This is a genomic window from Salinivibrio sp. PR6 (assembly GCF_001995955.1).
Lineage (GTDB): Bacteria > Pseudomonadota > Gammaproteobacteria > Enterobacterales > Vibrionaceae > Salinivibrio > Salinivibrio siamensis.
In genome coordinates, this window is the sequence record NZ_MUFA01000001.1 from 56,793 (window position 1) to 80,521 (window position 23,729).

23 protein-coding genes are annotated in these 23,729 nt (G+C 52.2%); 18 read left to right on the top strand and 5 right to left on the bottom strand.

The genetic code is table 11. From position 1 onward, the window contains the following. Positions 1-9: 9 nt before the first annotated feature. From hisB to pseI, 13 genes are all read left to right on the top strand, one after another. On the top strand, positions 10-1,077 hold the full coding sequence (gene hisB / locus BZG72_RS00270; protein WP_077665842.1) for a bifunctional histidinol-phosphatase/imidazoleglycerol-phosphate dehydratase HisB: 1,068 nt from the start codon (positions 10-12) through the stop codon (positions 1,075-1,077). After that, positions 1,077-1,676, top strand: coding sequence for an imidazole glycerol phosphate synthase subunit HisH (gene hisH / locus BZG72_RS00275; protein WP_077665843.1), 600 nt, complete (start codon positions 1,077-1,079; stop codon positions 1,674-1,676). The genes hisB and hisH overlap by 1 nt, the downstream gene beginning before the upstream one ends. 6 nt (positions 1,677-1,682) lie before the next feature. Next, entirely contained in the window at positions 1,683-2,420 is a 738-nt protein-coding gene (gene hisA, locus BZG72_RS00280) for a 1-(5-phosphoribosyl)-5-[(5-phosphoribosylamino)methylideneamino]imidazole-4-carboxamide isomerase (protein WP_025673431.1), read from the top strand. Further along, positions 2,402-3,175, top strand: coding sequence for an imidazole glycerol phosphate synthase subunit HisF (gene hisF, locus BZG72_RS00285; RefSeq protein WP_077608610.1), 774 nt, complete (start codon positions 2,402-2,404; stop codon positions 3,173-3,175). The genes hisA and hisF overlap by 19 nt, the downstream gene beginning before the upstream one ends. Next, the gene (gene hisIE, locus BZG72_RS00290) at positions 3,172-3,795 is read left to right on the top strand and encodes a bifunctional phosphoribosyl-AMP cyclohydrolase/phosphoribosyl-ATP diphosphatase HisIE (RefSeq protein WP_021022340.1); all 624 of its coding nucleotides are present in this window, start codon (positions 3,172-3,174) and stop codon (positions 3,793-3,795) included. The genes hisF and hisIE overlap by 4 nt, the downstream gene beginning before the upstream one ends. Positions 3,796-3,941: 146 nt before the next feature. Next, complete coding sequence (locus BZG72_RS16570) at positions 3,942-4,223, top strand: type II toxin-antitoxin system RelE/ParE family toxin (RefSeq protein ID WP_077578089.1); 282 nt, start codon at positions 3,942-3,944, stop codon at positions 4,221-4,223. Beyond that, positions 4,195-4,551 carry a HigA family addiction module antitoxin gene (locus BZG72_RS00300; protein ID WP_241832498.1) on the top strand — a complete coding sequence of 119 codons (357 nt, stop codon included), beginning with the start codon at positions 4,195-4,197 and terminating at the stop codon, positions 4,549-4,551. The genes BZG72_RS16570 and BZG72_RS00300 overlap by 29 nt, the downstream gene beginning before the upstream one ends. Before the next feature lie 88 nt (positions 4,552-4,639). After that, positions 4,640-5,635: a UDP-N-acetylglucosamine 4,6-dehydratase (inverting) gene (gene pseB / locus BZG72_RS00305; protein WP_077665844.1), complete on the top strand. Its 996-nt coding sequence runs from the start codon at positions 4,640-4,642 to the stop codon at positions 5,633-5,635. 12 nt (positions 5,636-5,647) lie between these two features. Further along, positions 5,648-6,793, top strand: coding sequence for a UDP-4-amino-4,6-dideoxy-N-acetyl-beta-L-altrosamine transaminase (pseC, locus tag BZG72_RS00310; RefSeq protein ID WP_077665920.1), 1,146 nt, complete (start codon positions 5,648-5,650; stop codon positions 6,791-6,793). Positions 6,794-6,796: 3 nt separating this feature from the next. Continuing rightward, positions 6,797-7,501, top strand: a complete 705-nt coding sequence (gene pseF, locus BZG72_RS00315) for a pseudaminic acid cytidylyltransferase (protein ID WP_077665845.1) — start codon at positions 6,797-6,799, stop codon at positions 7,499-7,501. After that, positions 7,498-8,592 (top strand): UDP-2,4-diacetamido-2,4,6-trideoxy-beta-L-altropyranose hydrolase, encoded by a 1,095-nt coding sequence (gene pseG, locus BZG72_RS00320; protein ID WP_077665846.1) that lies wholly within the window; start codon positions 7,498-7,500, stop codon positions 8,590-8,592. Before pseF ends, pseG begins: the two co-directional genes overlap by 4 nt. Beyond that, entirely contained in the window at positions 8,583-9,161 is a 579-nt protein-coding gene (gene pseH, locus BZG72_RS00325; protein WP_077665847.1) for a UDP-4-amino-4,6-dideoxy-N-acetyl-beta-L-altrosamine N-acetyltransferase, read from the top strand. The genes pseG and pseH overlap by 10 nt, the downstream gene beginning before the upstream one ends. Beyond that, positions 9,145-10,197, top strand: coding sequence for a pseudaminic acid synthase (gene pseI, locus BZG72_RS00330; protein ID WP_077665848.1), 1,053 nt, complete (start codon positions 9,145-9,147; stop codon positions 10,195-10,197). Before pseH ends, pseI begins: the two co-directional genes overlap by 17 nt. A gap of 66 nt (positions 10,198-10,263) precedes the next feature. Here pseI and icd read toward each other — a convergent pair whose 3' ends face one another. Then, positions 10,264-11,514: an NADP-dependent isocitrate dehydrogenase gene (gene icd / locus BZG72_RS00335; RefSeq protein ID WP_046075328.1), complete on the bottom strand. Its 1,251-nt coding sequence runs from the start codon at positions 11,512-11,514 to the stop codon at positions 10,264-10,266. A 274-nt stretch (positions 11,515-11,788) separates the two neighbouring features. Here icd and BZG72_RS00340 point away from each other — a divergent pair, with 274 nt between their 5' ends. From BZG72_RS00340 to BZG72_RS00360, 5 genes are all read left to right on the top strand, one after another. Then, on the top strand, positions 11,789-12,403 hold the full coding sequence (locus BZG72_RS00340) for a pseudouridine synthase (RefSeq protein WP_370517147.1): 615 nt from the start codon (positions 11,789-11,791) through the stop codon (positions 12,401-12,403). A gap of 349 nt (positions 12,404-12,752) precedes the next feature. Beyond that, positions 12,753-13,862, top strand: coding sequence for a tRNA 2-thiouridine(34) synthase MnmA (gene mnmA / locus BZG72_RS00345; protein WP_077665921.1), 1,110 nt, complete (start codon positions 12,753-12,755; stop codon positions 13,860-13,862). 13 nt (positions 13,863-13,875) lie between these two features. Further along, the gene (hflD, locus tag BZG72_RS00350; protein ID WP_046075327.1) at positions 13,876-14,520 is read left to right on the top strand and encodes a high frequency lysogenization protein HflD; all 645 of its coding nucleotides are present in this window, start codon (positions 13,876-13,878) and stop codon (positions 14,518-14,520) included. Between the two features lie 25 nt (positions 14,521-14,545). Next, positions 14,546-15,913, top strand: a complete 1,368-nt coding sequence (gene purB, locus BZG72_RS00355; protein WP_077665850.1) for an adenylosuccinate lyase — start codon at positions 14,546-14,548, stop codon at positions 15,911-15,913. A gap of 112 nt (positions 15,914-16,025) precedes the next feature. Further along, positions 16,026-17,174, top strand: coding sequence for a ribosomal protein uL16 3-hydroxylase (locus BZG72_RS00360; protein WP_077665851.1), 1,149 nt, complete (start codon positions 16,026-16,028; stop codon positions 17,172-17,174). Positions 17,175-17,190: 16 nt separating this feature from the next. On the opposite strand, the gene BZG72_RS00365 is transcribed toward BZG72_RS00360, so the two are convergent. From BZG72_RS00365 to BZG72_RS00380, 4 genes are all read right to left on the bottom strand, one after another. Then, the gene (locus BZG72_RS00365) at positions 17,191-19,302 is read right to left on the bottom strand and encodes a methyl-accepting chemotaxis protein (RefSeq protein WP_077665852.1); all 2,112 of its coding nucleotides are present in this window, start codon (positions 19,300-19,302) and stop codon (positions 17,191-17,193) included. 146 nt (positions 19,303-19,448) lie between these two features. Continuing rightward, positions 19,449-20,360 (bottom strand): oligopeptide ABC transporter permease OppC, encoded by a 912-nt coding sequence (gene oppC, locus BZG72_RS00370; RefSeq protein WP_046075323.1) that lies wholly within the window; start codon positions 20,358-20,360, stop codon positions 19,449-19,451. A gap of 10 nt (positions 20,361-20,370) precedes the next feature. After that, positions 20,371-21,291 (bottom strand): oligopeptide ABC transporter permease OppB, encoded by a 921-nt coding sequence (oppB, locus tag BZG72_RS00375; protein WP_046075322.1) that lies wholly within the window; start codon positions 21,289-21,291, stop codon positions 20,371-20,373. Between the two features lie 117 nt (positions 21,292-21,408). After that, the gene (locus BZG72_RS00380; RefSeq protein ID WP_046075321.1) at positions 21,409-23,085 is read right to left on the bottom strand and encodes an ABC transporter substrate-binding protein; all 1,677 of its coding nucleotides are present in this window, start codon (positions 23,083-23,085) and stop codon (positions 21,409-21,411) included. Positions 23,086-23,729: the final 644 nt, after the last annotated feature.

The following is a 23,729-nucleotide window of genomic DNA, read 5'->3' on the forward strand; positions in this document are numbered from 1 at the left end:
ACAACCACTGTGAAAGACAAGATTTTATTTATTGACCGTGATGGCACCTTGATTGTGGAGCCGCCTGAAGACTATCAAGTGGATCGTCTGGATAAATTGGCCTTTGAGCCGGGCGTGATCCCCGCGTTGCTGAGCCTGCAAGCGGCGGGTTACACCTTGGTGATGGTGAGCAATCAAGATGGTCTGGGAACCGAGAGCTTCCCGCAAGCGGACTTTGATGCGCCACACAACATGATGATGGCCCTGTTTCGCTCACAAAGGATCCATTTTGAAGACGTACTGATTTGCCCGCACTTTGATAGCGATGACTGTAGCTGTCGCAAACCCAAACTAGGCTTGGTGAAAGACTATCTACAGCAAGGACGGATTGATTTCGCCCAATCGGCTGTGATTGGCGATCGCGACACCGATATCACCTTAGCGAACAATATGGCGCTACAAGGGATCAAATATCAACGTGACGTGATGGGCTGGCCACAGATTGTCGAGCGTCTCACCCAGCAGCCGCGACTGGCCAGCGTCACTCGCACCACCAAAGAAACCGATATTCAGGTGGATGTTAACCTGGATAAGAGTGGCGGCAGTCGCATTGAAACCGGATTGGGCTTTTTTGATCACATGTTGGATCAAATCGCCACCCACGGCGGCTTTCAGCTCAACGTTCGCGTTAAAGGCGATTTGCACATCGACGACCACCACACCATTGAAGATACCGCCCTCGCGTTGGGCGACGCACTCAAACGGGCGCTGGGAGATAAACGCGGTATTGGCCGCTTTGGATTTAGCCTGCCGATGGATGAATGCTTGGCGCAATGTGCATTGGATTTGTCCGGACGCCCCTATTTGAAATTTGAAGCCAGCTTCCCACAGCCACAAGTGGGCGATATGTCGACCGAGATGGTGGGACACTTTTTCCGCTCATTGACCGACACCTTGGCCTGTACCCTACACCTGACGGTGTCGGGCGAAAACACCCACCACTTGGTGGAAAGTTTGTTCAAAGCCTTTGGCCGCACCTTGCGTCAAGCCATCAAGGTCGAAGGCGACGCCCTGCCAAGCAGTAAAGGAGTGCTGTAATGCGCAAACAGACTGTCATTATCGATACCGGCTGCGCCAATGTGTCCTCGGTACGCTTTGCTGTTGAGCGTTTGGGGTATCAAGCCACATTAAGCCGCGATCCGGACGTGGTGCTAGGGGCGGATAAGCTCTTTTTGCCCGGCGTCGGCACGGCCAGTGAAGCGATGAAAAACTTGACCGAACGCGGCTTGATAGACTTAGTCAAACAGGTTGAACAGCCACTACTGGGGATTTGTCTTGGCATGCAAATGCTAGGCACTTACTCGGATGAAGGCGACAGTCCCGTCGAATGTCTCGGCCATATCCCCGCCCCCACCAAACTGATGGATACCGCGGGGCAGCCTCTGCCTCATATGGGTTGGAACCGGGTTGCCACTGTTAATGATCATCCTCTGTTCGATGGCATTGTCGCGGGGAGCCACTTTTACTTTGTCCACAGTTACGCGATGCCGGTCGGCGATTACACCTTGGCACAATGTCATTATGGCCATGCGTTCAGTGCAGCAATCAATCAAGGCAACTACTACGGGGTTCAGTTTCACCCTGAGCGCTCTGGCAAAGTAGGCGCGCGTTTGATTCAGAATTTTTTGGAGATGTAAGCAAGGATGATTATACCAGCACTCGACTTGATAGACGGCCAAGTGGTGCGCCTTTATCAAGGGGATTATCAGCAAAAAACCGACTACGGTTTTGACCCGCGTGAGCAGTTTGCGCGTTACCATCAAGCAGGCGCGGATTGGTTGCACCTCGTGGATTTAACTGGCGCTAAAGATCCGACCGCGCGTCAGGTCGACTTAATCACCGAGATCTTGCAATCCACGCCCGCCAATATTCAAATTGGCGGTGGCGTGCGCACCGAGATGGACGTGATTGAGCTACTAAACACCGGCGCGCAGCGCGTAGTGATCGGCTCTACCGCGGTTAAATCGCCTGATTTGGTCAAAGGCTGGATGCAAACCTACGGCCCTGACCGCATTGTATTGGCACTCGATATTCATATCGACAGCGACGGGACGCGACGCGTGGCGGTGTCCGGCTGGCAACAAGACTCCGGTGTCACCATTGAAGCGCTACTCGACGATTACTTGTCCGTCGGGCTCAAGCATGTGCTGTGCACCGATATCTCCCGCGATGGCACCTTGCAAGGCAGCAATGTGGCGCTTTACCGCGATTTATGTCAGCGCTATCCGAGCATTGCGTTTCAATCATCAGGCGGCATTGGCCGTCTCGAGGATATTCGCGCATTACGCAACACTGGCGTGGCGGGTGTGATCGTCGGCCGCGCTCTACTGGAAGGCAACTTTAGCGCAGAGGAGGCGATCGCATGCTGGCAAAACGGATAATTCCTTGTTTGGACGTCCGCGACGGACAAGTGGTGAAAGGCGTGCAATTTCGCAATCACGAAATCATCGGCGATATCGTCCCGCTCGCCAAACGCTACGCCGAAGAAGGTGCTGACGAGTTGGTGTTTTATGACATCACCGCGTCCAGTGACAGCCGGGTGGTCGATAAAAGCTGGGTCAGTCGCGTCGCGGAAGTAATTGATATCCCCTTTTGCGTCGCCGGTGGAATTAAATCCGAAGCCGATGCCCAACAAATCTTGGAATTCGGCGCGGATAAAATATCCATTAACTCACCCGCCTTGGCCGACCCAAGTTTGATCACTCGGCTGGCCAATAAGTTTGGCGTGCAGTGCGTGGTGGTCGGGATTGATTCTTTCTTCGATGAAGCGACCGGGCAATATCAAGTCTATCAATTTACCGGCGATGAAAGCCGTACTCAGGCCACGCCTTGGCAAACCGCTGCCTGGGTTGAGGAAGTCCAACAGCGAGGCGCGGGCGAAATCGTACTCAATATGATGAACCGCGATGGTGTGCGCCAAGGCTATGACTTAACCCAACTCAACATGGTGAGAGAGCGCTGTCAGGTGCCCCTGATCGCCTCCGGCGGTGCCGGTGAAATGTCGCATTTCGCCGACGCCTTTTTACAAGCGAATGTCGATGGCGCGCTGGCCGCCTCGGTGTTTCACAAGCAAATCATCGCGATAAGCGAATTAAAACAAACATTAAAACAACAAGGGATCGAGGTAAGAGTATGACGGCAGCATGGGTAGAACGTATCGATTGGGAGAAAAACGCCGGCTTGGTGCCTGCGATTATCCAACACAGCGATAGCGGCCAAGTGTTGATGCTGGGCTACATGAATGCCGATGCACTGAACGCGACGCTCGAAACCGGTCGCGTCACCTTTTGGTCGCGCAGTAAATCGCGTCTTTGGGTAAAAGGCGAAAGCTCCGGTCATGTATTAAGCCTGGAGCACATTGCACTCGATTGCGATCAAGACACCTTGTTGGTCACGGCGACGCCACACGGGCCCACCTGTCACCTCGGCACGACCACCTGCTTTGACAGTGATAATAAACCACCACACACGGGGCCCGGCTTTTTGTCGAGCCTAGAGCAAGTGCTTGCCAGCCGCAAAGATGCCGCGCCTGATGACTCTTACACCGCAAGCTTATTTGCCAAAGGCACTAAGCGTATCGCGCAAAAAGTGGGGGAAGAAGGGGTCGAAGTCGCCCTCGCTGCCACGGCAGGCGATAAGGCCGAGCTATTAAACGAAAGCGCCGACCTGCTCTATCACCTGTTGGTATTGCTGCAAGACCAAGAGCTTAGCCTCCATCAAGTGACCGAAGTCCTCGCCTCTCGCCATCAAGGCTAACGCCCACGCGCGTTAGCGTAAACATGGTCCCTCCAAAGCGCCGCCCACATGCGGCGCTTTGTGTGACGCAAGTATCTCACTCGCAATTTAAGAGATAATACACGCCTTTGATTGACGCCCATCCCATGCCAAAATACGTTTGATGCATGATCAAATCATTCGCAGATAAACGAACGCAGGCACTATACTCAAAGGGAACGTCAAAGAGGTTCCCTGCCGAGCTGGCGGTACGTGCGGCAAGAAAGTTGGAGTATATCGATCTCGCCACACAACTCGATGATCTCACGGTACCGCCCGGTAATCGCCTTCACGCTCTGTCAGGAAACAGACAAGGGCAACATGCAATAGCGATAAACAAACAGTGGCGCATTTGCTTTCGTTTTGAAGACGGTGACGCGTATGACGTCGAGGTTTGCGACGACCACTAATGAGGTAACAGTGATGACGATTTTCAACACAGCTGGCATGCAACGCCAACCGACGCATCCTGGAGCCATGTTGCGCGAAGACTTTCTGCCCGATTACGACTTGAGCGTAGAACAATTGGCTGATGCTTTGGGCGTCTCTCATCAATCGATGACTGCCGTATTGGATGAGCGTAAAGCCGTGAGCCCGGAGCTGGCGCTTCGTCTCGCACGTCTGTTTGGTAACTCGCCTGAGTTTTGGCTCAATGCGCAAAGGGCCGTTGATCTTTGGGAGGCGTCGCAATCAATTAAACACGAGGTAGCAAAAATAAAACCGCTTGATGTCGCTTAATCGCGCGTCATGGCCGTAGCAGATCGCCAAATCCTGCTCAGATCAGTTAAACTGCCTGTATTCCCGACAGTTAGTGACAAGGCGTCCTATGTTTAACGGCAAATCCATTCTGATCACCGGCGGTACTGGTTCTTTTGGTAAAAAGTACGTCCGCACCCTGCTTGAACGCTATCAACCACGCCGCCTCGTGGTGCTCTCTCGCGATGAGCTCAAGCAATATGAAATGCAGCAAACCTTTAACGCCCCTTGCATGCGCTATTTTATTGGCGATGTGCGTGATGGCGATCGTTTAATGCAAGCGATGCAAGGCATTGATTATGTGATTCATGCTGCTGCGCTCAAGCAGGTACCTGCCGCCGAATACAACCCGATGGAGTGTATCAAGACCAACATTCACGGTGCAGAGAATGTGATTCGTGCCGCGATTGCCAACGGGGTCGAAAAGGTGATAGCGCTCTCGACCGATAAAGCCGCCAGCCCCAATAATCTCTATGGCGCCACCAAACTGTGTTCAGATAAATTGTTTGTCGCCGCTAACAATATGACCGGGAGCCAAAAGACACGCTTTTCGGTGGTGCGCTATGGCAATGTGGTCGGCTCGCGCGGCTCTGTGGTGCCTTTGTTTAAGAAAAAGGCAGCGGAAGGCGCGGATCATTTGCCCATTACCCATCCTGAAATGACCCGTTTTTGGATTACCTTGCAGCAAGGGGTGGATTTTGTGCTGAAAAACTTTTCACGCATGTATGGCGGGGAAATATTTGTTCCTAAGATCCCATCGGTTCGCCTGACGGATCTCGCCAGCGCCTATGCCCCGAACACGCCCGTCAAAGTGATAGGCATTCGTCCCGGCGAGAAAATGCATGAAGTGATGTGTCCGGCTGACGATGCGCATCTGACGCTCGAATTTGCCGATCATTACGTGATTTGCCCCACCATTAAGTTCTACGACGCCGATGATGACTATCGAGAAAATGCGTTGGGCGAAAAAGGACAGCCCGTGCCAGAGGGCTTTGAGTATCAATCAGGCACTAACCCAGATGTGTTAACCGTCGAGGCCATTTTGCAACTCGACACCGAGCAGTAAAGGAGTATGGCGTTGATCCCATACGGAAAGCAGCATCTTAGTGAGCAAGACTATGCCGCTGTGCTTGAGGTGCTAAAAAGTGATTATCTGACGCAAGGCCCGCAAGTTCCGGCTTTTGAAGCCGCCGTCGCCGAACTCACCGGGGCGGCGCATGCGGTCGCCGTCAATAGCGCGACATCTGCCCTGCATCTCGCTTGTCTGGCGTTAGGGTTAGGCCCAGGCGATCGTTTATGGACCTCGCCCATTACCTTTGTCGCGTCAGCCAATTGTGGTCGATACTGTGGTGCCGAAGTGGATTTTGTCGATATCGACCCAGACACTCGTAACCTATGCCCTCAGCAGCTCGCGAAAAAACTGGCGCAAGCGGCCGCTACTCAAACCTTACCCAAAGTGCTGGTGGTGGTACATATGGCCGGTGCCAGTGCGGCAATGGCCGAGATTGCCGCGCTCGCTAAGCGTTATCAGGTGGCCATTATTGAGGATGCGTCACATGCGATGGGTGCCCACTATCAAGGCGCGGCAGTGGGTGGATGCCAGTACAGCGATATTAGCGTATTTAGTTTTCATCCGGTCAAAGTGGTTACCGCGGGAGAAGCCGGGGTTGCAACCACCCAACATGCCACATTGGCGAAAGCGCTGCGTCAGTTGCGTAGCCACGGGATCACCCGTGATGCAGAAGACAGCCACGCTGCCCTGCCACCTTGGGGGTATGAACAGCATGCATTGGGGATGAACTATCGCCTCTCGGATATTCATGCCGCGCTTGGCCGTTCACAATTAACCCAGCTTCGTTCCTTTATCACCAGACGGTTTGCACTCGCTGAACGCTACCACCAAGCGCTGGCGGATTTGCCCGTTAAGCGACCCATTTTAGATCCTGAGTCGGCATGGCATTTGTATTTGATTGAGCTTGATCACGCCGACACACGCCGCACCGTTTTTGAGGCTATGCGTGTGCAAGGCATTGGCGTGAACGTGCACTATATTCCTGTGCATACGCAACCTTACTATCAGGCACAGGGCTTCCAGCCCGGAGACTTCCCGCTTGCCGAGCAGTATTACGCGGGGGCACTCACTTTACCGCTTTACCCCGATTTAACCGAGCAACAGCAAGATACGGTGATTGCTGCGCTACAAAAAGCCATTGAGGATGCGTGACCGATGAATGTATGTATTATTCCCGCCCGCGGTGGCAGCAAACGCATTCCGGGCAAGAACCTCAAACGGTTTAACGGGGCGCCCATTATTACTTATGCCATTGCGACAGCACGTCAAAGTGGGCTATTCGATCGCGTCTTGGTTTCCACCGATTGCGAGGACATTGCCAGTGTGGCACGCGATGCAGGGGCTGAGGTGCCTTTTGTGCGTCCCGCCGAGATTGCCGGCGATCACGCTACGACATTGGATGTGCTTGAGCATGCGATCCAGTGGCTCACCCCGTCGCCACAGCAAACGCCTTTGCACGCGGTTTGCTGCCTGTATGCTACCACCCCCTTTGTCACCTCGGATGACTTGCGCCAAGGCTTAGCGTTACTGGACGGCGACACCGTCAAATACAGTTTTGCCGCCACCCGCTACGCCTTTCCGATTCAGCGCAGTATTCATGTCGATGCCGATGGCAGTGTCAGCATGTTGTGGCCGGAGCACTTCACTACGCGCTCACAAGACCTACAACCGGCGTACCACGATGCGGGAATGTTTTACTGGGGCACGCCAAGTGCGTTTTTAGCGCGCGAGCCAGTTTTTGCACCCCACTCGAAAGCTGTGTTGATCCCTCATTACCGCGTGCAAGACATTGATGAGCCAGATGACTGGCTACGCGCTGAGCTAATGTATCAACTGTTGGAGCAACAAGCCTTGCTATGAGCCATATTGCCATTCGAGTCGATGCCTCCCAAGCGATAGGCACCGGGCACGTCAGCCGCATGCACGTGTTGGCTAACATGCTACGAACGTCGGGTCATCAGGTAACCTTGGTATGTCGCGACCTGCCCGGTAACTTGATAGCGGTCAGCCATGAACAAGGCTTAACGGTGGCGGTGTTGCCTGCCCCCAAAAACTCGCTCAGCAACACCGATTGGCTTGGTGTGAGCCAGCAGCAAGATGCCGAAGAGACAACCGCATACGTGGCTAACCAGCCGGTGGATTTGATGGTGGTGGATCATTACGCCCTCGATGCCCGCTGGGAACAATCGATTCACACCCAATTGGGCTGTCCGGTGATGGTGGTTGATGATTTAGCCAATCGGCCCCACGATTGCGCGTTTTTGCTCGATCAAAACCCTTGGCCAGATCTCACCACGCGCTACGCGTCACAGCTTTTAAGTCCTCAGACCCGATGCTTATTGGGACCAGACTATGCACTATTGCGTCCAGCATTTGCCGCCTTGCATCACTCTCCGCCGCCGCGGGAAGATAAGGTGATCGCCTTTTTCTCCGGTACGGATCCGACCGGTGAAAGCCGCAAGCTTGTGGACGCGGTGAAACACCTAGAAGCCGTTCAACACCTAGAAGAAGGGCAGAACCTCGAGAGGCTGCCTTTCTCACTGTTAATTGTCACCGGCCGGCGCAACCCAGACCGCGACGCATTGTGTAAAGCGCCTGTCCCCGATGGGGTTCGTGTGGTGGAAGCACTGTCGGACTTTGATACCCACATGGCACGGGCACGCTACGCATTTGGAGCCGCCGGCGTCACTGCCATCGAGCGCAGCTGCTTGAGGGTCCCGAGCACCTTGGTATGTGTGGCGGAAAACCAACACGCCATGGCCGAGTATCTCGCCGGACAGCCGGGCTATCAATACTTAGGACGCGGTGAGCACACCCGCTGGCAAGATTACGCGTCTGCACTGCAGCATCTTGCGGCAAACTGGCATCAGCTTCCTACCCTGCCAGCGATCACTGATGGAAAAGGTGCAGAGCGCGTGGTCGCGGCCTTGGAGCATGACTTATGCAACTGATTTTTAGCGCGGTGACTCACGCGGACAGTGACACTTTATGGCATTGGCGCAATCGTCCCGCTGTCCGCCAGTTTATGTACACCCAACATCAAATTAGCCATGATGAGCACCAAGCATGGTTCAGCCATATGCTCGCCAACACACACCGTTATTTCTATATCGTCTACAAACGCGTAGACGACCAACCGGACAAGCCACTTGGCGTGGTCAACCTTGACCTCGATAGCGAGAATAGGACAAGTGCGACCTGGGCTTTTTACGCCGCCCCCGGTGCACCACGTGGAAGCGGCGCGCTCATGGAGTTTGGCGCATTAAGCTTAGCGTTTGAAACCTTGGGCGTGACCCAGTTGAACTGTGAAGTGCTCAGTCATAATCAGGGGGTGGTGCGGCTGCATCAACGCTTTGGCTTTCGTGAAACACCGCAAAGTCGGCAATGCACCTTTTCCCTGCCTGAGGGAAAAACAGTCGAGATTGTGTGCCTGTCTTTGTCCGCTGATGAGTGGCAGCAAGGCGCCAGTGTCCTTCAAACCAAACTGAATATCGACGCGGTTTATGAACAACGACATTAAGATTGCAGGCCGTTTGATCGGTCCTCAACATCCTCCCTATATCATTGCCGAAATGTCGGCGAACCATAATGGTAGCCTTGAGCTTGCCAAACAAACCATTTCCATGGCCAAAGCCTGCGGTGCCGATGCGGTCAAAATGCAAAGCTATACCGCCGATACCATTACCCTTGATTGCGACCACGATGAGTTTCAGATCAAAGGCGGACTGTGGGATGGTTATAGTCTCCACCAGCTATATCGCTGGGCACAAACCCCGTTTGAGTGGCACAAGCCGTTATTTGATCACGCGAGAAAAGAAGGCGTCACCTTATTCTCCTCGCCTTTTGATTGCTCAGCGATTGACTTGCTCGAGGATCTTAACGCACCCGCCTATAAAATAGCCTCGTTCGAGGCGATTGATTTGCCTTTGATTCGCTATGCCGCGCAAACCGGTAAACCGATGATCATCTCAACCGGCATGGCTGACGAGACAGAGATCGCCGAGGCGGTGGCGACCGCCCGTGATAACGGCTGTCGTGAGCTGGTGTTGCTTCATTGTATCAGCGCCTACCCTGCGCCGATTGAACAAAGCCATCTGCGAACCATTCCAACCTTAGCCACCCGCTATCAAACCTTGGCGGGCTTATCCGATCATTCGCTGACCAACACCGCCGCGATCGCAGCTGTCGCACTCGGCGCGTGCGTGATTGAAAAACATGTGATGCTCTCTGAAGATTCGGGAGGTCCGGATGCTGCTTTCTCGCTTACGCCACCTGCACTCAGTGCGCTTTGTGAGCAAACCCACGCGGCGTGGCAAGCGCTAGGAGAAAGCGCCCTAACTACACGAGCGGCCGAATCGAGCAACCGTCAATTTAGGCGCTCTTTGTATGTCTGTGAGGATATCGCGCCCGGTGAGCCACTGACGCCCGCTAATGTGCGCAGTATTCGTCCGGGCTTTGGTTTAGCACCGAAACACTATGATGCCGTGCTCGGAAAGCGCGCAACACGCGCGTTAACCAAAGGCACCCCATTGTCGTGGGAAGATATTGAAGACTAGCTGGATCATATCCATAAAAAAACCCGGCAACTGAGCCGGGTTTCGTTTCTCACTGAGAATCAGTGATTACATCTGCTTGACCATCTCGTCAGCAAACTCAGAACATTTACGCAGGCTCGCGCCTTCCATCAAACGTTCAAAGTCATAGGTCACTGTCTTGTTGGCGATGGTTTTTTCCATTGACTTGATCACCAAGTCAGCGGCTTCAAACCAGCCCATATGACGTAGCATCATTTCTGCAGACAAAATGAGTGAGCCTGGGTTCACCTTATCTTGACCAGCGTATTTCGGCGCCGTGCCGTGGGTCGCTTCAAACAGCGCCACACCGTCACCAATGTTGGCTCCCGGGGCAATACCAATACCGCCAACCTGCGCGGCAAGTGCATCAGATACGTAGTCACCGTTCAAGTTCATGGTGGCAATCACATCATATTCCGCGGGACGCAGCAGGATTTGCTGCAGGAACGCATCCGCGATGGAGTCTTTGATGGTAATTTGTTTGCCGGTCTTTGGATTTTTCATCGTCATCCACGGACCGCCATCCAGCAACTCGGCACCAAACTCTTTATTGGCCACTTCATACGCCCAATCTTTAAACGCCCCTTCGGTAAACTTCATGATGTTACCTTTATGGACGATAGTCAGTGAGTCACGGTCATTATCGATGGTGTACTCGATAGCGGCGCGAACCAGACGTTTGGTGCCTTCTTCTGAGATTGGCTTAATGCCTACACCGCACTGCTCAGGGAAACGGATTTTGTTGGCACCCATTTCTTCACGCAGGAACTTAATCACTTTATCCGCTTCGGCCGTGCCGGCTTTAAACTCAACACCCGCGTAGATGTCTTCTGAGTTTTCGCGGAAGATCACCATGTCAGTATCTTCTGGCTTTTTCAGTGGGCTAGGAACGCCAGTGAAGTAACGTACCGGACGCGCACAAATGTAGAGGTCGAGTTCTTGACGAAGCGCCACGTTCAATGAGCGAATACCACCGCCAACTGGGGTCGTCAGTGGCCCTTTGATTGCCACTTTGTATTCGCGGATAAAGTCGAGGGTTTCAGCTGGCAGCCACTGATCGTCACCATATACCTTGGTGGACTTCTCACCGGTGTAGATTTCCATCCATGAAATCTTACGCTCACCGTTATAGGCTTTAGCAACAGCTGCATCAACAACTTTGATCATTGCAGGGCTAACATCCATCCCGATGCCATCCCCTTCAATGTAAGGGATCACAGGGTGGTTAGGGACTACCAGTTTTGTGCCGTCGAGTGTGATCTTCTGACCTTCCGCCGGTACAACTACTTTACTTTCCATTTTAATCTCCTAGCGTCCATTTGTTATCTTTGTGTAAGATGCGAGTCGAGGATACTCGAATTCATACAACACGCCAAACAGATTATTACGTGTATAATACGGAAGTCTCATTTGCCGTTTAATCTATTTGACAGCCCTCATGCCATATAAAGCCCGCCCCCAGCCAGCGTCAAAGGCTGTTTCAAACACCCAAGCGCCATCGGCCAAGGGTGGAAAGGCTCCCCGAGCGGCCGCCCTCGCCACAAAAGTGATACTTGTTAACAAACCTTATAACATGTTGACCCAGTTTAGTGGCGAACCAGGCGACAGTACATTGGCCGACATTGTATCGGTAAAAGATGTGTACCCGGCTGGTCGACTTGATAAAGATAGCGAGGGGTTGCTGGTGCTCACCAATAACGGCGCTTTACAAGCCAGACTCACCCAGCCTTCATCCAAGTCGCCCAAAACCTATTGGGTACAAGTCGAAGGCGAGCCTAGCGATGAAGCAATTCAGGCGCTCTGTAACGGTGTCGAACTGAAAGATGGTCTCACCCTGCCCGCCGATGTCACCAAAATGGCACCACCCGCCGTTTGGGAACGCCACCCTCCGGTGCGTTATCGCGCTAACATTCCCACCACTTGGTTAAAGGTGGTACTGCAAGAAGGGCGAAACCGGCAAGTACGCCGCATGACCGCGCATATCGGCCACCCGACGCTGCGCTTGATTCGTGCCCAACTCGGCCCATGGCAGCTGGATGATTTGCAACCGGGCCAGTGGCGTGAGGTCGCTCCGCCGAAAGGCTTCGAGCAGTTCACTCCTAAACCCAAAGGCGCAAAAGGGAAAGCACCGCGTGGGCGCACTCGCTCGTCCAAGCGCGCACCGTCGAAGAAACGAGATAAGCGCTAGGAAGACCTGAACATACCATCGTCCGATTTTCGCACACAGACCCTCCGCGCCAAGGATGGCGCGGCGGAGCCCCCAGGGATGGGTATACGGCGTGCCTGCGTGCGGGAGTCGGTCGATAAACCTAAGGGGTTCACAAGTCTTTGCGCGGCACCCAATCACAAATACTTACCCCCATTGATAGCAATAGTATTAATATAAGCTGCATCGGTCGCAGGCCACGCGACCATCTACCCACTCATCTACTCACTTTGGATAACGGCTAACATGTGAGCCCTATCACATCTGTATCCGGCGATTTGATTCTGTTAAACTCAGCGTCCGTTTATTGATAGCAGCATTTGTGATCACCATGTCAGATAACAGCAGCAAAAAAGTGATTGTCGGAATGTCCGGCGGTGTTGATTCCTCCGTTTCTGCCTACTTGTTGAAACAACAGGGTTATCAGGTAGAAGGCCTGTTTATGAAAAACTGGGAAGAGGATGACAACGAGGAGTATTGCTCTGCTGCAGAAGACTTGGCTGATGCGCAAGATGTGTGTGACAAGCTTGGCATCGAGCTGCACACCATTAACTTTGCCGCTGAGTACTGGGACAACGTCTTCGAGCACTTTCTAACCGAATACAAAGCGGGTCGTACGCCCAACCCTGATATTCTTTGCAACAAAGAAATTAAATTTAAGGCGTTTCTCGAGTTTGCCGACGAGGTATTGGATGCCGATTATATTGCCATGGGGCATTATGTCCGTCGCACCTTCCCTGAAAAAGGCGAAAAAGCGCAAATGCTGCGCGGCTTGGACAATAACAAAGATCAGAGCTACTTCCTCTATACCCTCAGCCACGATCAGGTGGCACGTAGCCTGTTCCCTGTGGGCGATTTAGAAAAACCGCAGGTACGCCAAATTGCGGAAGAGCAAGGCTTGGTGACGGCGAAGAAAAAAGATTCAACCGGCATTTGCTTTATCGGCGAGCGTAAGTTTACTGACTTTTTGTCGCAGTACTTACCCGCGCAGCCCGGCCCTATCGAAACCACTGAGGGCGACGTCATTGGTGAACACCAAGGTTTGATGTACCACACCTTGGGTCAGCGCAAAGGCTTAGGGATTGGTGGCTTAAAGGGGGGCAACGGTAGCGAAGCCCCTTGGTATGTGGTCGATAAAGATGTCGCGCGTAATGTATTGCTCGTCGGTCAAGGCCATGATCATCCTCGACTCTATTCAGAAGGGCTCATCGCGGCGCAATTGCACTGGGTCGATCGTGAGATTGTGACCGAGACCCGCCGTTGCACGGTAAAAACCCGATACCGTCAACACGATATATCGTGTACTATCACGCCCGTTGATGATGATACAGTGAAAGTTATCTTCGACGAGCCGCAAATTGCGGTAACGCCGGGGCAATCCGCTGTCTTTTACGATGGCGATGTGTGCCTAGGCGGTGGCATTATCGAGCAACGTATTTAAGGAGCCGTGATCAGTGGCAGAGACGATTTATGATCGCACCCTGGCTTTTGCCAGCATTTGTCAGGCAGCAAAACTGGTGCAAGACGTATCTCGAAATGGGTATTGTGACCAAGACGCGTTAAATACGAGCCTGAGTAGCATTATCATCACTAACCCCTCTTCTACCCTAGACGTCTTTCGTGGAGAAGTGGGGAATGTCACCGGTGGCGGTGAGTCAGGCCTTCATGTTGGTTTAGAAACCCTCATTGGCCAACTCGATAATAGCCGCAACGGTAGCGAAACCATGCGCTACCTGATTAATTTGTTGGCGCTGGAGCGTAAACTGTCCAGCCGCCGTGATGCCATGGCACAACTGGGCGATCGCATTGAAACGATTGAGCGTCAAGTAAGCCATTTTGATTTGCTTGATGAGCAAATGATCAGCAATCTCGCCAGCATTTATCTCGACGTGATCAGTCCTCTAGGACCGCGCATTCAAGTGTCTGGTGACCCACAACATTTACAGCAAACTGGCGTGCAACACCGTGTGCGTGCCATCTTGCTTTCCGGTATCCGCAGTGCTGTCCTATGGCGTCAAGTAGGCGGTAAGCGCCGGCACCTTATCTTTGGTCGCAAACAAATGGTTGAGCAGGCCAAACTCATTCTAGCCCGAAGCTAATCAGATTGAACTCAGGAGACAAAAAATGGAACTGTCAGCGCTGACTGCTGTTTCACCGGTCGATGGCCGATACGGTACGAAAACGATTGCGTTGCGATCGATTTTTAGTGAATTTGGATTGCTTAAATACCGCACCATCGTGGAAATCCGTTGGCTGCAAAAACTGGCAGCCACAGACAGCATTGCTGAAGTGCCCGTTTTTAGCGATGACGCCAATGCCCAACTCGACCGCATTGCTGCTGAGTTTGACGAACAAGATGCCGCGCGTATCAAAGAGATTGAGCGCACCACCAATCATGATGTCAAAGCGGTTGAGTATTTTCTAAAAGAAAAGATTGCCGATAACGCAGAACTCAACGCGGTCAGTGAATTCATTCACTTTGCCTGCACTTCTGAAGACATTAATAACCTGTCGCATGCACTGATGCTAAAAGAAGCACGCGATACGGTAATTTTACCAGAAATGCAACGTCTGGCGGACGCCGTCAAAGACCTGTCTCAACAATTCCGCGACGTACCCATGCTTTCACGTACCCACGGTCAGCCTGCGTCTCCATCGACCATGGGTAAAGAGATGGCAAACGTGGCGTACCGCATGGCACGCCAAATCAAACAGGTTCAAAGTAGCGAAATCCTAGGTAAGATCAACGGCGCTGTGGGTAATTACAATGCGCACTTGTCCGCTTACCCCGACATTGATTGGCACGCTTACAGCGAAGCTTTTGTGACCTCATTAGGTATTGACTGGAACCCGTACACCACCCAAATTGAGCCGCATGACTATATTGCCGAGCTATTTGATGCCGTCTCGCGTTTTAACACCATTTTGATCGATTTTGACCGTGATATCTGGGGCTACATTGCACTGGGCCACTTTAAGCAAAAAACCATCGCGGGTGAAATTGGCTCATCGACCATGCCGCACAAGGTTAACCCGATTGATTTTGAAAACTCGGAAGGTAACCTCGGCCTAGCCAATGCCATTTTCTCTCACCTTGGGCAAAAGTTGCCGATTTCTCGCTGGCAGCGTGACCTGACTGACTCCACCGTATTACGTAACCTCGGTGTGGGTGTGGGCTACACCATGATTGCTTATGCGTCGACCCTTAAAGGGATCAGCAAGCTGGAGGTGAACCAAGCCGCACTCGAAGCGGAATTGGATCAGAACTGGGAAGTCCTTGCCGAGCCTATTCAAACCGTGATGCGTCGTTATGGGATAGAAAAGCCCTACGAGAAGCTCAAAGAGCTGACACGTGGCAAACGAGTTGATGGCGAGGGGATGCGTACCTTTGTTGATAGCCTTGATTTGCCTGAGCACGAGAAAGCACGCTTGAAGCAAATGACACCGGCTAACTACATTGGCGATGCGGTCAAGCTCACTGACAAACTGTAAGCAAAATGCGTCCAATGCTCACGGCCTCCATAATGGGGGCCGTTTTTTTATCCCACTCGCACCACCCCGCTCGTCACGTTATACTGCCGCAAATTTCGTAAACTAAGTCGTTATGTATCAGTTTCAGTTCTCGCTCGCCGAATTTATGGCCGCACATTGGCATCAAAGCCCCACCGTTATCCGCCAAGGGTTAGCCAATTTTAACGATCCCATTGAGCCTGAAGAGGTCGCAGGACTCGCGATGGAAGAAGACATTGACTCACGTCTCGTGACCCAAGCCAATGGCCAATGGCAAGTCGCGAACGGTCCTTTCGAGCACTTCGATGATTTCCCAGCGACGCATGCGCAACTGGTGGTACAAGCCGCTAACCACTGGCACCCAGGCGTGCGTGATCTCGCTGAGGCATTTACCTCGCTACCACAGTGGCTATTTGATGATGTCATGGTGTGTTATTCCCAGCCTCAGGGCGGCGTTGGGCCTCATATTGATCAGTATGATGTGTTTATTGTGCAAGGCCAAGGGCGTCGCCGTTGGCGTGTGGGGCCAAAAGGTGATTACCAAGAAGCTAACTTAGACACCGGGCTCAAGCAGATCACCGGCTTTGACGCCATTATCGATGTGGAGCTAGAACCAGGCGATATTCTTTATATCCCGCCAGGCTTTCCACACGAAGGCGATACGCTGGAGCCCTCGCTCAGCTACTCGATTGGCTATCGCTCACCAAAAGCCCGCGAGCTACTGAGCAGTTATGCTGACCAAGTGATTGTCGACGAAGCCGGAGACAATCATTTCCATTGGCCAGCCATGCCAGCGCAAGCCGATGCGCCTGCGGCATTGGATCCACAACATCTCGCGCAAATGAACGAGATGATGATCGCACTCATGCACGACGAGACCCGCAAAAAGCGCTGGATTGGCGAGTTTCTCTCTCAAGCCCGGCATGAGCTCGACTTACTCAGCCCTGATCCACAGTGGCAACCGGATAGTCTCAAAGCCGCGATGCAAGACGGGCTTTGTCTGGAAAAACTCAGTGGGTTGCGCGCGTTTTATCACCCAGACCAGCCTGAAATGATTTTTATGCTGGGTGAAAGCTTTGATTTACCCGCAGGATGTGAGTCACTCACCCCAGCGTTATGCAATCAACGCTTTATTGATTGGGAAATCCTCGGCGATGCCGCCGACCATAGCCTGTTTTGGCCGATGCTGACGCTGTGGGTCAATCGCGGCTACTGGTATCCTCTCGAGGAAGCGCCAGAGTAACCGCGCATCACCAAGATTAGACTTTAAACTGGGCCGTTAGCGCACGCTGACGGCCAGCCAGCGCCTCCAATTGGCTGGCAATACTCGCCGCCGATTCGGCATGCGACAAGAGTTCATCGCTGCGTTCACGAATATGGGTCACGTTTTGCGTCACATCGCCTGATACCGCGCTTTGTTGCTCCGCCGCCGCGCTAATTTCACTGTTAAGCCCCATCATGTCTTGCATCGCAGTACGAATCTGGTCCAAGCTCGCCACCGTCTCTTGCACCTTTTCAGCGGTGTCATCCGCTAGCTGATTCCCTTCATGAATCGCCGCTACCACTGACTCTGCCCCTAACTGCAACGAATCAATCACGGTACGGATCTGGGTGATTGACTGGTTAGTACGCTGTGACAGTTCACGGACTTCGTCAGCGACCACCGCAAACCCGCGCCCTTGCTCACCCGCACGCGCCGCTTCAATCGCCGCATTTAACGCAAGTAAGTTGGTTTGCTCTGACATGGTGTCAATCACCGTCAAAATCTCGGTGATATCCTGACTACTCTTTTGTAAGGTTTGCGCATCGTGGGTCGCGCCATTCAGCGTCTCCACCAAACGCGTCATCGCTTGCGACGAACCAGTCACAATTTTTTCACCCTTCTCCGTCGCTGTATTCACCGCGGTGGCCGCAGTTAGCGCCGATTCGGTATGACTGGCAACCTGTGAGGCCGTTTGCGTCATCTCTTCTGATGCTGTCGCCACTGCATCCAAGCTTGATACTTGTTCACGGCTACCATCTCGGGTTTGCACGGCCACGCGTGCGGCTTCTTTGGCTGTATGTTCCGCTTCTTCAACGCTATTAATCACATTCGCCATAATAGGCTGAAGCTTATCGAGGAAGCGGTTAAAGCGCCCCGCCAGTACCCCAATTTCATCACGATTTTTAAGCTGGATACGCTGCGTGAGATCGCCATCGCCGTCGGCAATCTCTGCCAATCGTTCCGCCAGTAGCTTCAGGGGTTTAACGATTTGGCGCGCCGCTAATCCGGCGATCACCAAGGCAAGCAGGGTTGCCACAACCCCTAAGCTACGTTCTGTCCACGCGGCTTGACTGCGTTGCGCGGTAATTTGTTGGCTTAATTGGTTTGCCTCAGAGAGCAAGACATCTTCCGGCAAGGTGATAAGGGCTCCCCACGTGGTGCCTGGCAAGGCAATCGGCACGTAGGTCATCAACTGGCTTTTTTGCCATACAGTCTGTGGCTGTCCCTGCGTCAGCCAGGAGCTCATCGCATCAGGGCTGGTGGGTAAATCGTCGACAGTGCCGCCGCTCACTTGGGCGTTATCAGACGCCACTAAACGGCCACCTTGGCTCAATACACTGACATTGCCAGCGCCGCCAAATAGGGCTTTATCCGCCTCTGAGATCACTGACTGTAACCCGCCAAGCGCAATATCAATGCCTAGTACCCCCAGCACTTGTCCGTCGCGCATCAGCGGTGAGGAAATGGTGACACTCAGGCTACTGCCCGCTTGTTTGGGCGCAGATACACAAGCTGCGCCTTGGTTCAATGGGCACTGATACCAATGATTCGCCGCTTGCCCATTGCCATTTTTATTGCCGTTGTTAATTTGCTTCTCGCTCAGCACGGTACCTTGCAGCTCGCCATCCCGCTTTTGCCAGCGGCTGGCAAAACGCCCTGCGGCATTCGCGCCCCGTTCTGTATCGAGCTGATAAAAGTCATCTTCTTGGTCAAGTGCATTGGGTTTAAATACCACGAACGCGGCTTGAACCGTATCGAAGTTCTCCACTGAGCGTCGCACCAGCTCATTGATTGAGCCGCGAAGTTCACCACTGTCGGTAAAGTTTTGCTCAGCGTTATACTGTAGATACACCACACTTTGCGCCAGCATTTGCGCGCGGTACACCGCCTCATCTAAAGAACGTTGCACATGGGTCGCTTGAACTTGGGCCTGACTGGTCGCAAGACGTTGAGCAGCACTACGCAGCGTTTGGGTACTCGCCTGACCGACCGTTTGCTGAAACTGGTTATTGACGTAGGTTGAGAAGGTTAATAACGTCACCGCGGTCACAGCAACGCACAAACTGGCCACGAGGGTGACCTTCCATTGAATTGAGAGGGATCGCATGACAGCTCCTTTGTCACTCTATCGACAGCCACCACTGCTATCGATTCTCATCCTTGAAACACGCATTTAACAGTAACAAAAAAGCGCAGGAAATAAACCTGCGCTTTTCATATTATTGCGTTTTTTACGATGACAAAAAACGTCGCTTATCTGTCTTTTGGATCCAAGGCATCACGAAGCCCATCGCCGACATAGTTAAAACAGAACAATGTCATGACCATAAAGGCGGCAGGGAACAGTAGCTGCCAAATCGCAATTTCCATCGTTTGCGAGCCTTCTTGTAGTAAGGCGCCCCAACTGGTCATTGGCTCTTGCACACCTAAGCCCAAGAAACTCAAGAAAGACTCAAACAAGATCATGTTCGGCACTAGTAAGGTCGAGTAAACCGCAACAATCCCAAGTACGTTCGGCACGATATGGCGCGTAATGATATGGCGCGTGCTCACCCCTGAAACGTGCGCGGCTTCGACAAACTCTTTGCTGCGTAAGCTGAGTGTTTGACCGCGCACAATACGTGCCATGTCTAGCCAAGCAATACAACCAATGGCCACGAAGATCAGCACGATATTACGGCCAAAGAAGGTTACCAATACAATCACGAAGAACATGAACGGAATCGATTGGAGGATTTCCACCAAGCGCATCATCACCGCATCGGTGCGGCCGCCAATAAAGCCTGATGTGGCACCATATAAGGTACCAATCAAGACGGCGACAAAGGCGCCCATGACGCCTACCATGATCGATATACGCCCGCCCATCATGGTGCGAGTAAAGAGATCTCGGCCTAACGCATCGGTACCAAACCAATGTCCGTCTACGCCCAATGAAGGCGCCGCATGAATGGCATACCAATCGGTCGCGTCATACGCGTAGGCACTGATATACGGCCCAAGGATCACGCTCAAACCAATCAATACCAGAATCACCAAGCTCGCCATCGCGGCACGGTTACGTTTAAAACGAATCGCCGCATCCTGCCAAAGGCTACGCCCCTTGACATCGACTTCTTCAGCAAAGTTTTCGAGGGCGTCAATGTTTTCTTTTTTCGTCAGCATCATGTCACCCCTAGTAACGAATCTTAGGATCGATATACGCCAGCAGGATATCGACGATCGCATTGAAAAGAATGGTCAGCGTACCGATCAAAATGGTACAGCCAAGCACTAATGAATAATCACGGTTAAACGCGGCGTTCACAAACAGCTTACCGATACCAGGCAAGCCGAAAATGGTTTCGATCACCACCGACCCAGTAATAATGCCCACAAACGCGGGTCCCATGTAGGACACAACCGGTAGCATCGCAGGCTTGAGCGCATGTTTAACAATAATCTTAGGGTAACTGAGCCCTTTGGCACGCGCGGTGCGAATAAAGTTACTGTTTAGAGTTTCGATCATGCTACCGCGGGTCACACGCGCAAATGTGGCCACATACAGCAAGGACATACCGATCATTGGCAACACCATGAATTGCCAACCACCGCCTTGCCAGCCACCGGCGGGGAACCAACCAAGATTAATGGCGAAGATATAAATCAGCACTGGCGCGAGCACAAAGGATGGCATCACCACCCCTAACATCGCCGTGGACATGATGGTGTAGTCAATCCAGGTGTTTTGTTTGAGCGCAGCAATGGTGCCAATCGTGACCCCAAAAATCAGCGTAAAGATAAACGCCAACGCACCGATTTGTGCCGATACAGGAAATGCGTCAGCAATCAGCTCATTCACCGTAAAATCAATGTATTTAAACGATGGACCAAAATCCCCTTGTAGGATATTGCCCAAATAGGTGGTGTATTGCTCAAACACAGGCTTATCCAAGCCGTATTTGGCATTAATGTTTTCCATTACGGCAGGGGGCAATGGACGTTCGCTTGAAAAAGGGTTGCCTGGCGCAAACCGCATCAAGAAAAAAGAGATAGTAATTAAGACCAACAACGTTGGAATAGCTTCCAAAAGGCGCTTGGCGATAAATTTCAACATAACTGTACCGTTTCGTTTTGAGCCTCACAGCGTCCGCTACCCAGGCTATACCTACATAGCGACAACCAGCCAAGGGAACCGCATGATGCGGCTCCCTTATCAGCTGTGAATCAGGCGTTACTCAGCCTTGATATAAAGATCTTTTGAGTAGATCTTCTCTTCGGCGTTATTGGCAGGGAAGCCACCGACTTGTGGACTAAGCAGACGTGCTTTTACATACTGGTAAATCGGCGCAATCGGCATGTCTTTTGCCATCTGGGCTTCCGCATCCAAGTACAGTTGTGTGCGCTTGTCGTCGTCTGTGGTGGTCATGGCGTTTTCCATGATCGCATCATAAGCTTGGCTATCATAATGCACACCACCTGATGAGTTGGAGCTACGCATCAAGCTGAGGAAGGTAGACGCTTCATTGTAGTCACCACACCAACCGGCGCGCGCGACATCAAAATTACCTTCATCTTTGGTGCTCAGGTAGGTTTTCCACTCTTGGTTATTAAGTGCAACATCAACACCCAGCTTGTCTTTCCACATTTGACCGATTGCGACGGCCAGCTTTTTGTGGTTTTCGCTGGTGTTATAAAGCAGTGAGAAGTCGAGCGGGTTGTCTTCACCGAACCCAGCTTCTTTGAGCAGACGCTTGGCCTCTGCATCACGCTCTTCTTGTGTCATCTTGGCGTACGCTGGCAGCTCAGGATCAAATCCAGCGGTAATTTCAGGCGTCAAGAAATACGCTGGCTTTTGCCCTTGACCCAGTAGCGCATCGGTAATCACGTTACGGTCAATCGCGTAAGACAAGGCTTTACGCACACGGACATCATCAAAGGGTTCACGCTTGGTATTAAAGATGTAGTAGTAGCTACACAGGTTGCCCACGATAGACAAATCTTCTGGGTGCTCGTTTTTCAGGCGACGGAAATGCTCGTTCGGGATCTCATACGTCATGTCAATTTCGCCGGCCAAGTAGCGGTTCATTTCTGCGACTTGGTTTTCAATCGGCAAATAGGTCACTTTATCGAGCGTGGTATTTTCATTGTCCCAATATTGGTCGTTACGGGTTAACTCAATGCGCTCATTAATCACCCAGTTGTCCACGACATAGGCGCCATTACCCACGAAGTTCTCAGGTTTGGTCCATTGGTCACCATGTTTTTCCACCGTTTCTTTGTGTACCGGCTTCATGGTGGTGTGACCCATCATCTTCACAAGATAAGGCACCGCGGTATCTAACGTTACCTGAAGGGTGTGATCGTCCAGCGCTTCAACGCCCAATGTGTCTTTATCTTTGTCACCTTTAATAATGGCTTTGGCATTCTCCATGTGGGTGTAGCCAAGGTACCAAGAGTAAGGTGACGCTGTCATCGGATCAGCCACGCGCTTAAAGCTGTACTCAAAATCTTGCGCAGTAACAGGATCACCGTTAGACCATTTGGCGTCTTCACGGAGATAAAAGGTAAACACCTTGTTGTCTTCGTTTTCCCAGCGCAAAGCGACGCCAGGGATAACATTGCCGTCTGCATCCTGGTTGACCAAGCCTTCTAGCAGGTCACGAATAACATGCGACTCAGGCACGCCTTGAGTTTTATGCGGATCCAACGACGCCACTTCGGCACCGTTACCACGCACGAGCTCTTGCTCTGCCGCCAGTTGCGGCTCGCCTGTCGCGGACTCGGCTTGTTGTTTGGTTTCAGGGTTGGATTGAGAGGTCTGTTTTTGCTCTGGTTCGCTGCATCCTGCTAGAGCCAGAGAAAGGCCAGCGCCCATAAAGAGGGTTCGGGTGATCGTGTTTAGCTTCATCGTGTAACTCCATAACAATCGCTATTGCATCCATGACAATCGACGCCACGTGGCGGAGGAATCCGTTTTGCACAATCTAAAAAGATGTACTACGCCTCGCTGCGCGACTAGAGGCAAAACATTACCAAGCAACGCTGTGTTTTGCCATAAATCTGAAGTATTTTGCCATAGAATGAGATTAAAAACTCATCTTTCACTACTTAAAAGCCTCATAAAGGAATTTCAAGCTGGTAAGACGAGGCCGCGTTAGCGCTTTATTCACCACAAGAAACAAAATACGGAACAAATTGCTATTTATACTGAATCTGGGGGCATTGGCACTAATGCTGAACTAGCTTGCGGTCGAAAAAACACACAAGCCTCTCTCTATCTTCGCAATCTCAGTGACTTTGACTGCCAACATGCGTCAAATGTTACTTAATTGTAAAGCCGATACTAAACGTTATTTGTCAAAAAAACTCAACAGAAACACATGCACGTGATGTCAGACAGCTATCACGGTCACAAAATCTGAATTGAATAAGCGGTAATGGTGTCTGTCAGAGGAAACGCTCACCGCGAATAGATGCGAGGATCAGGCACGGATGTCGAACGGAGGGAGAACGGAGGGAGAACGTAGAAACGGCTGCTTCGGTAGGCTTGAG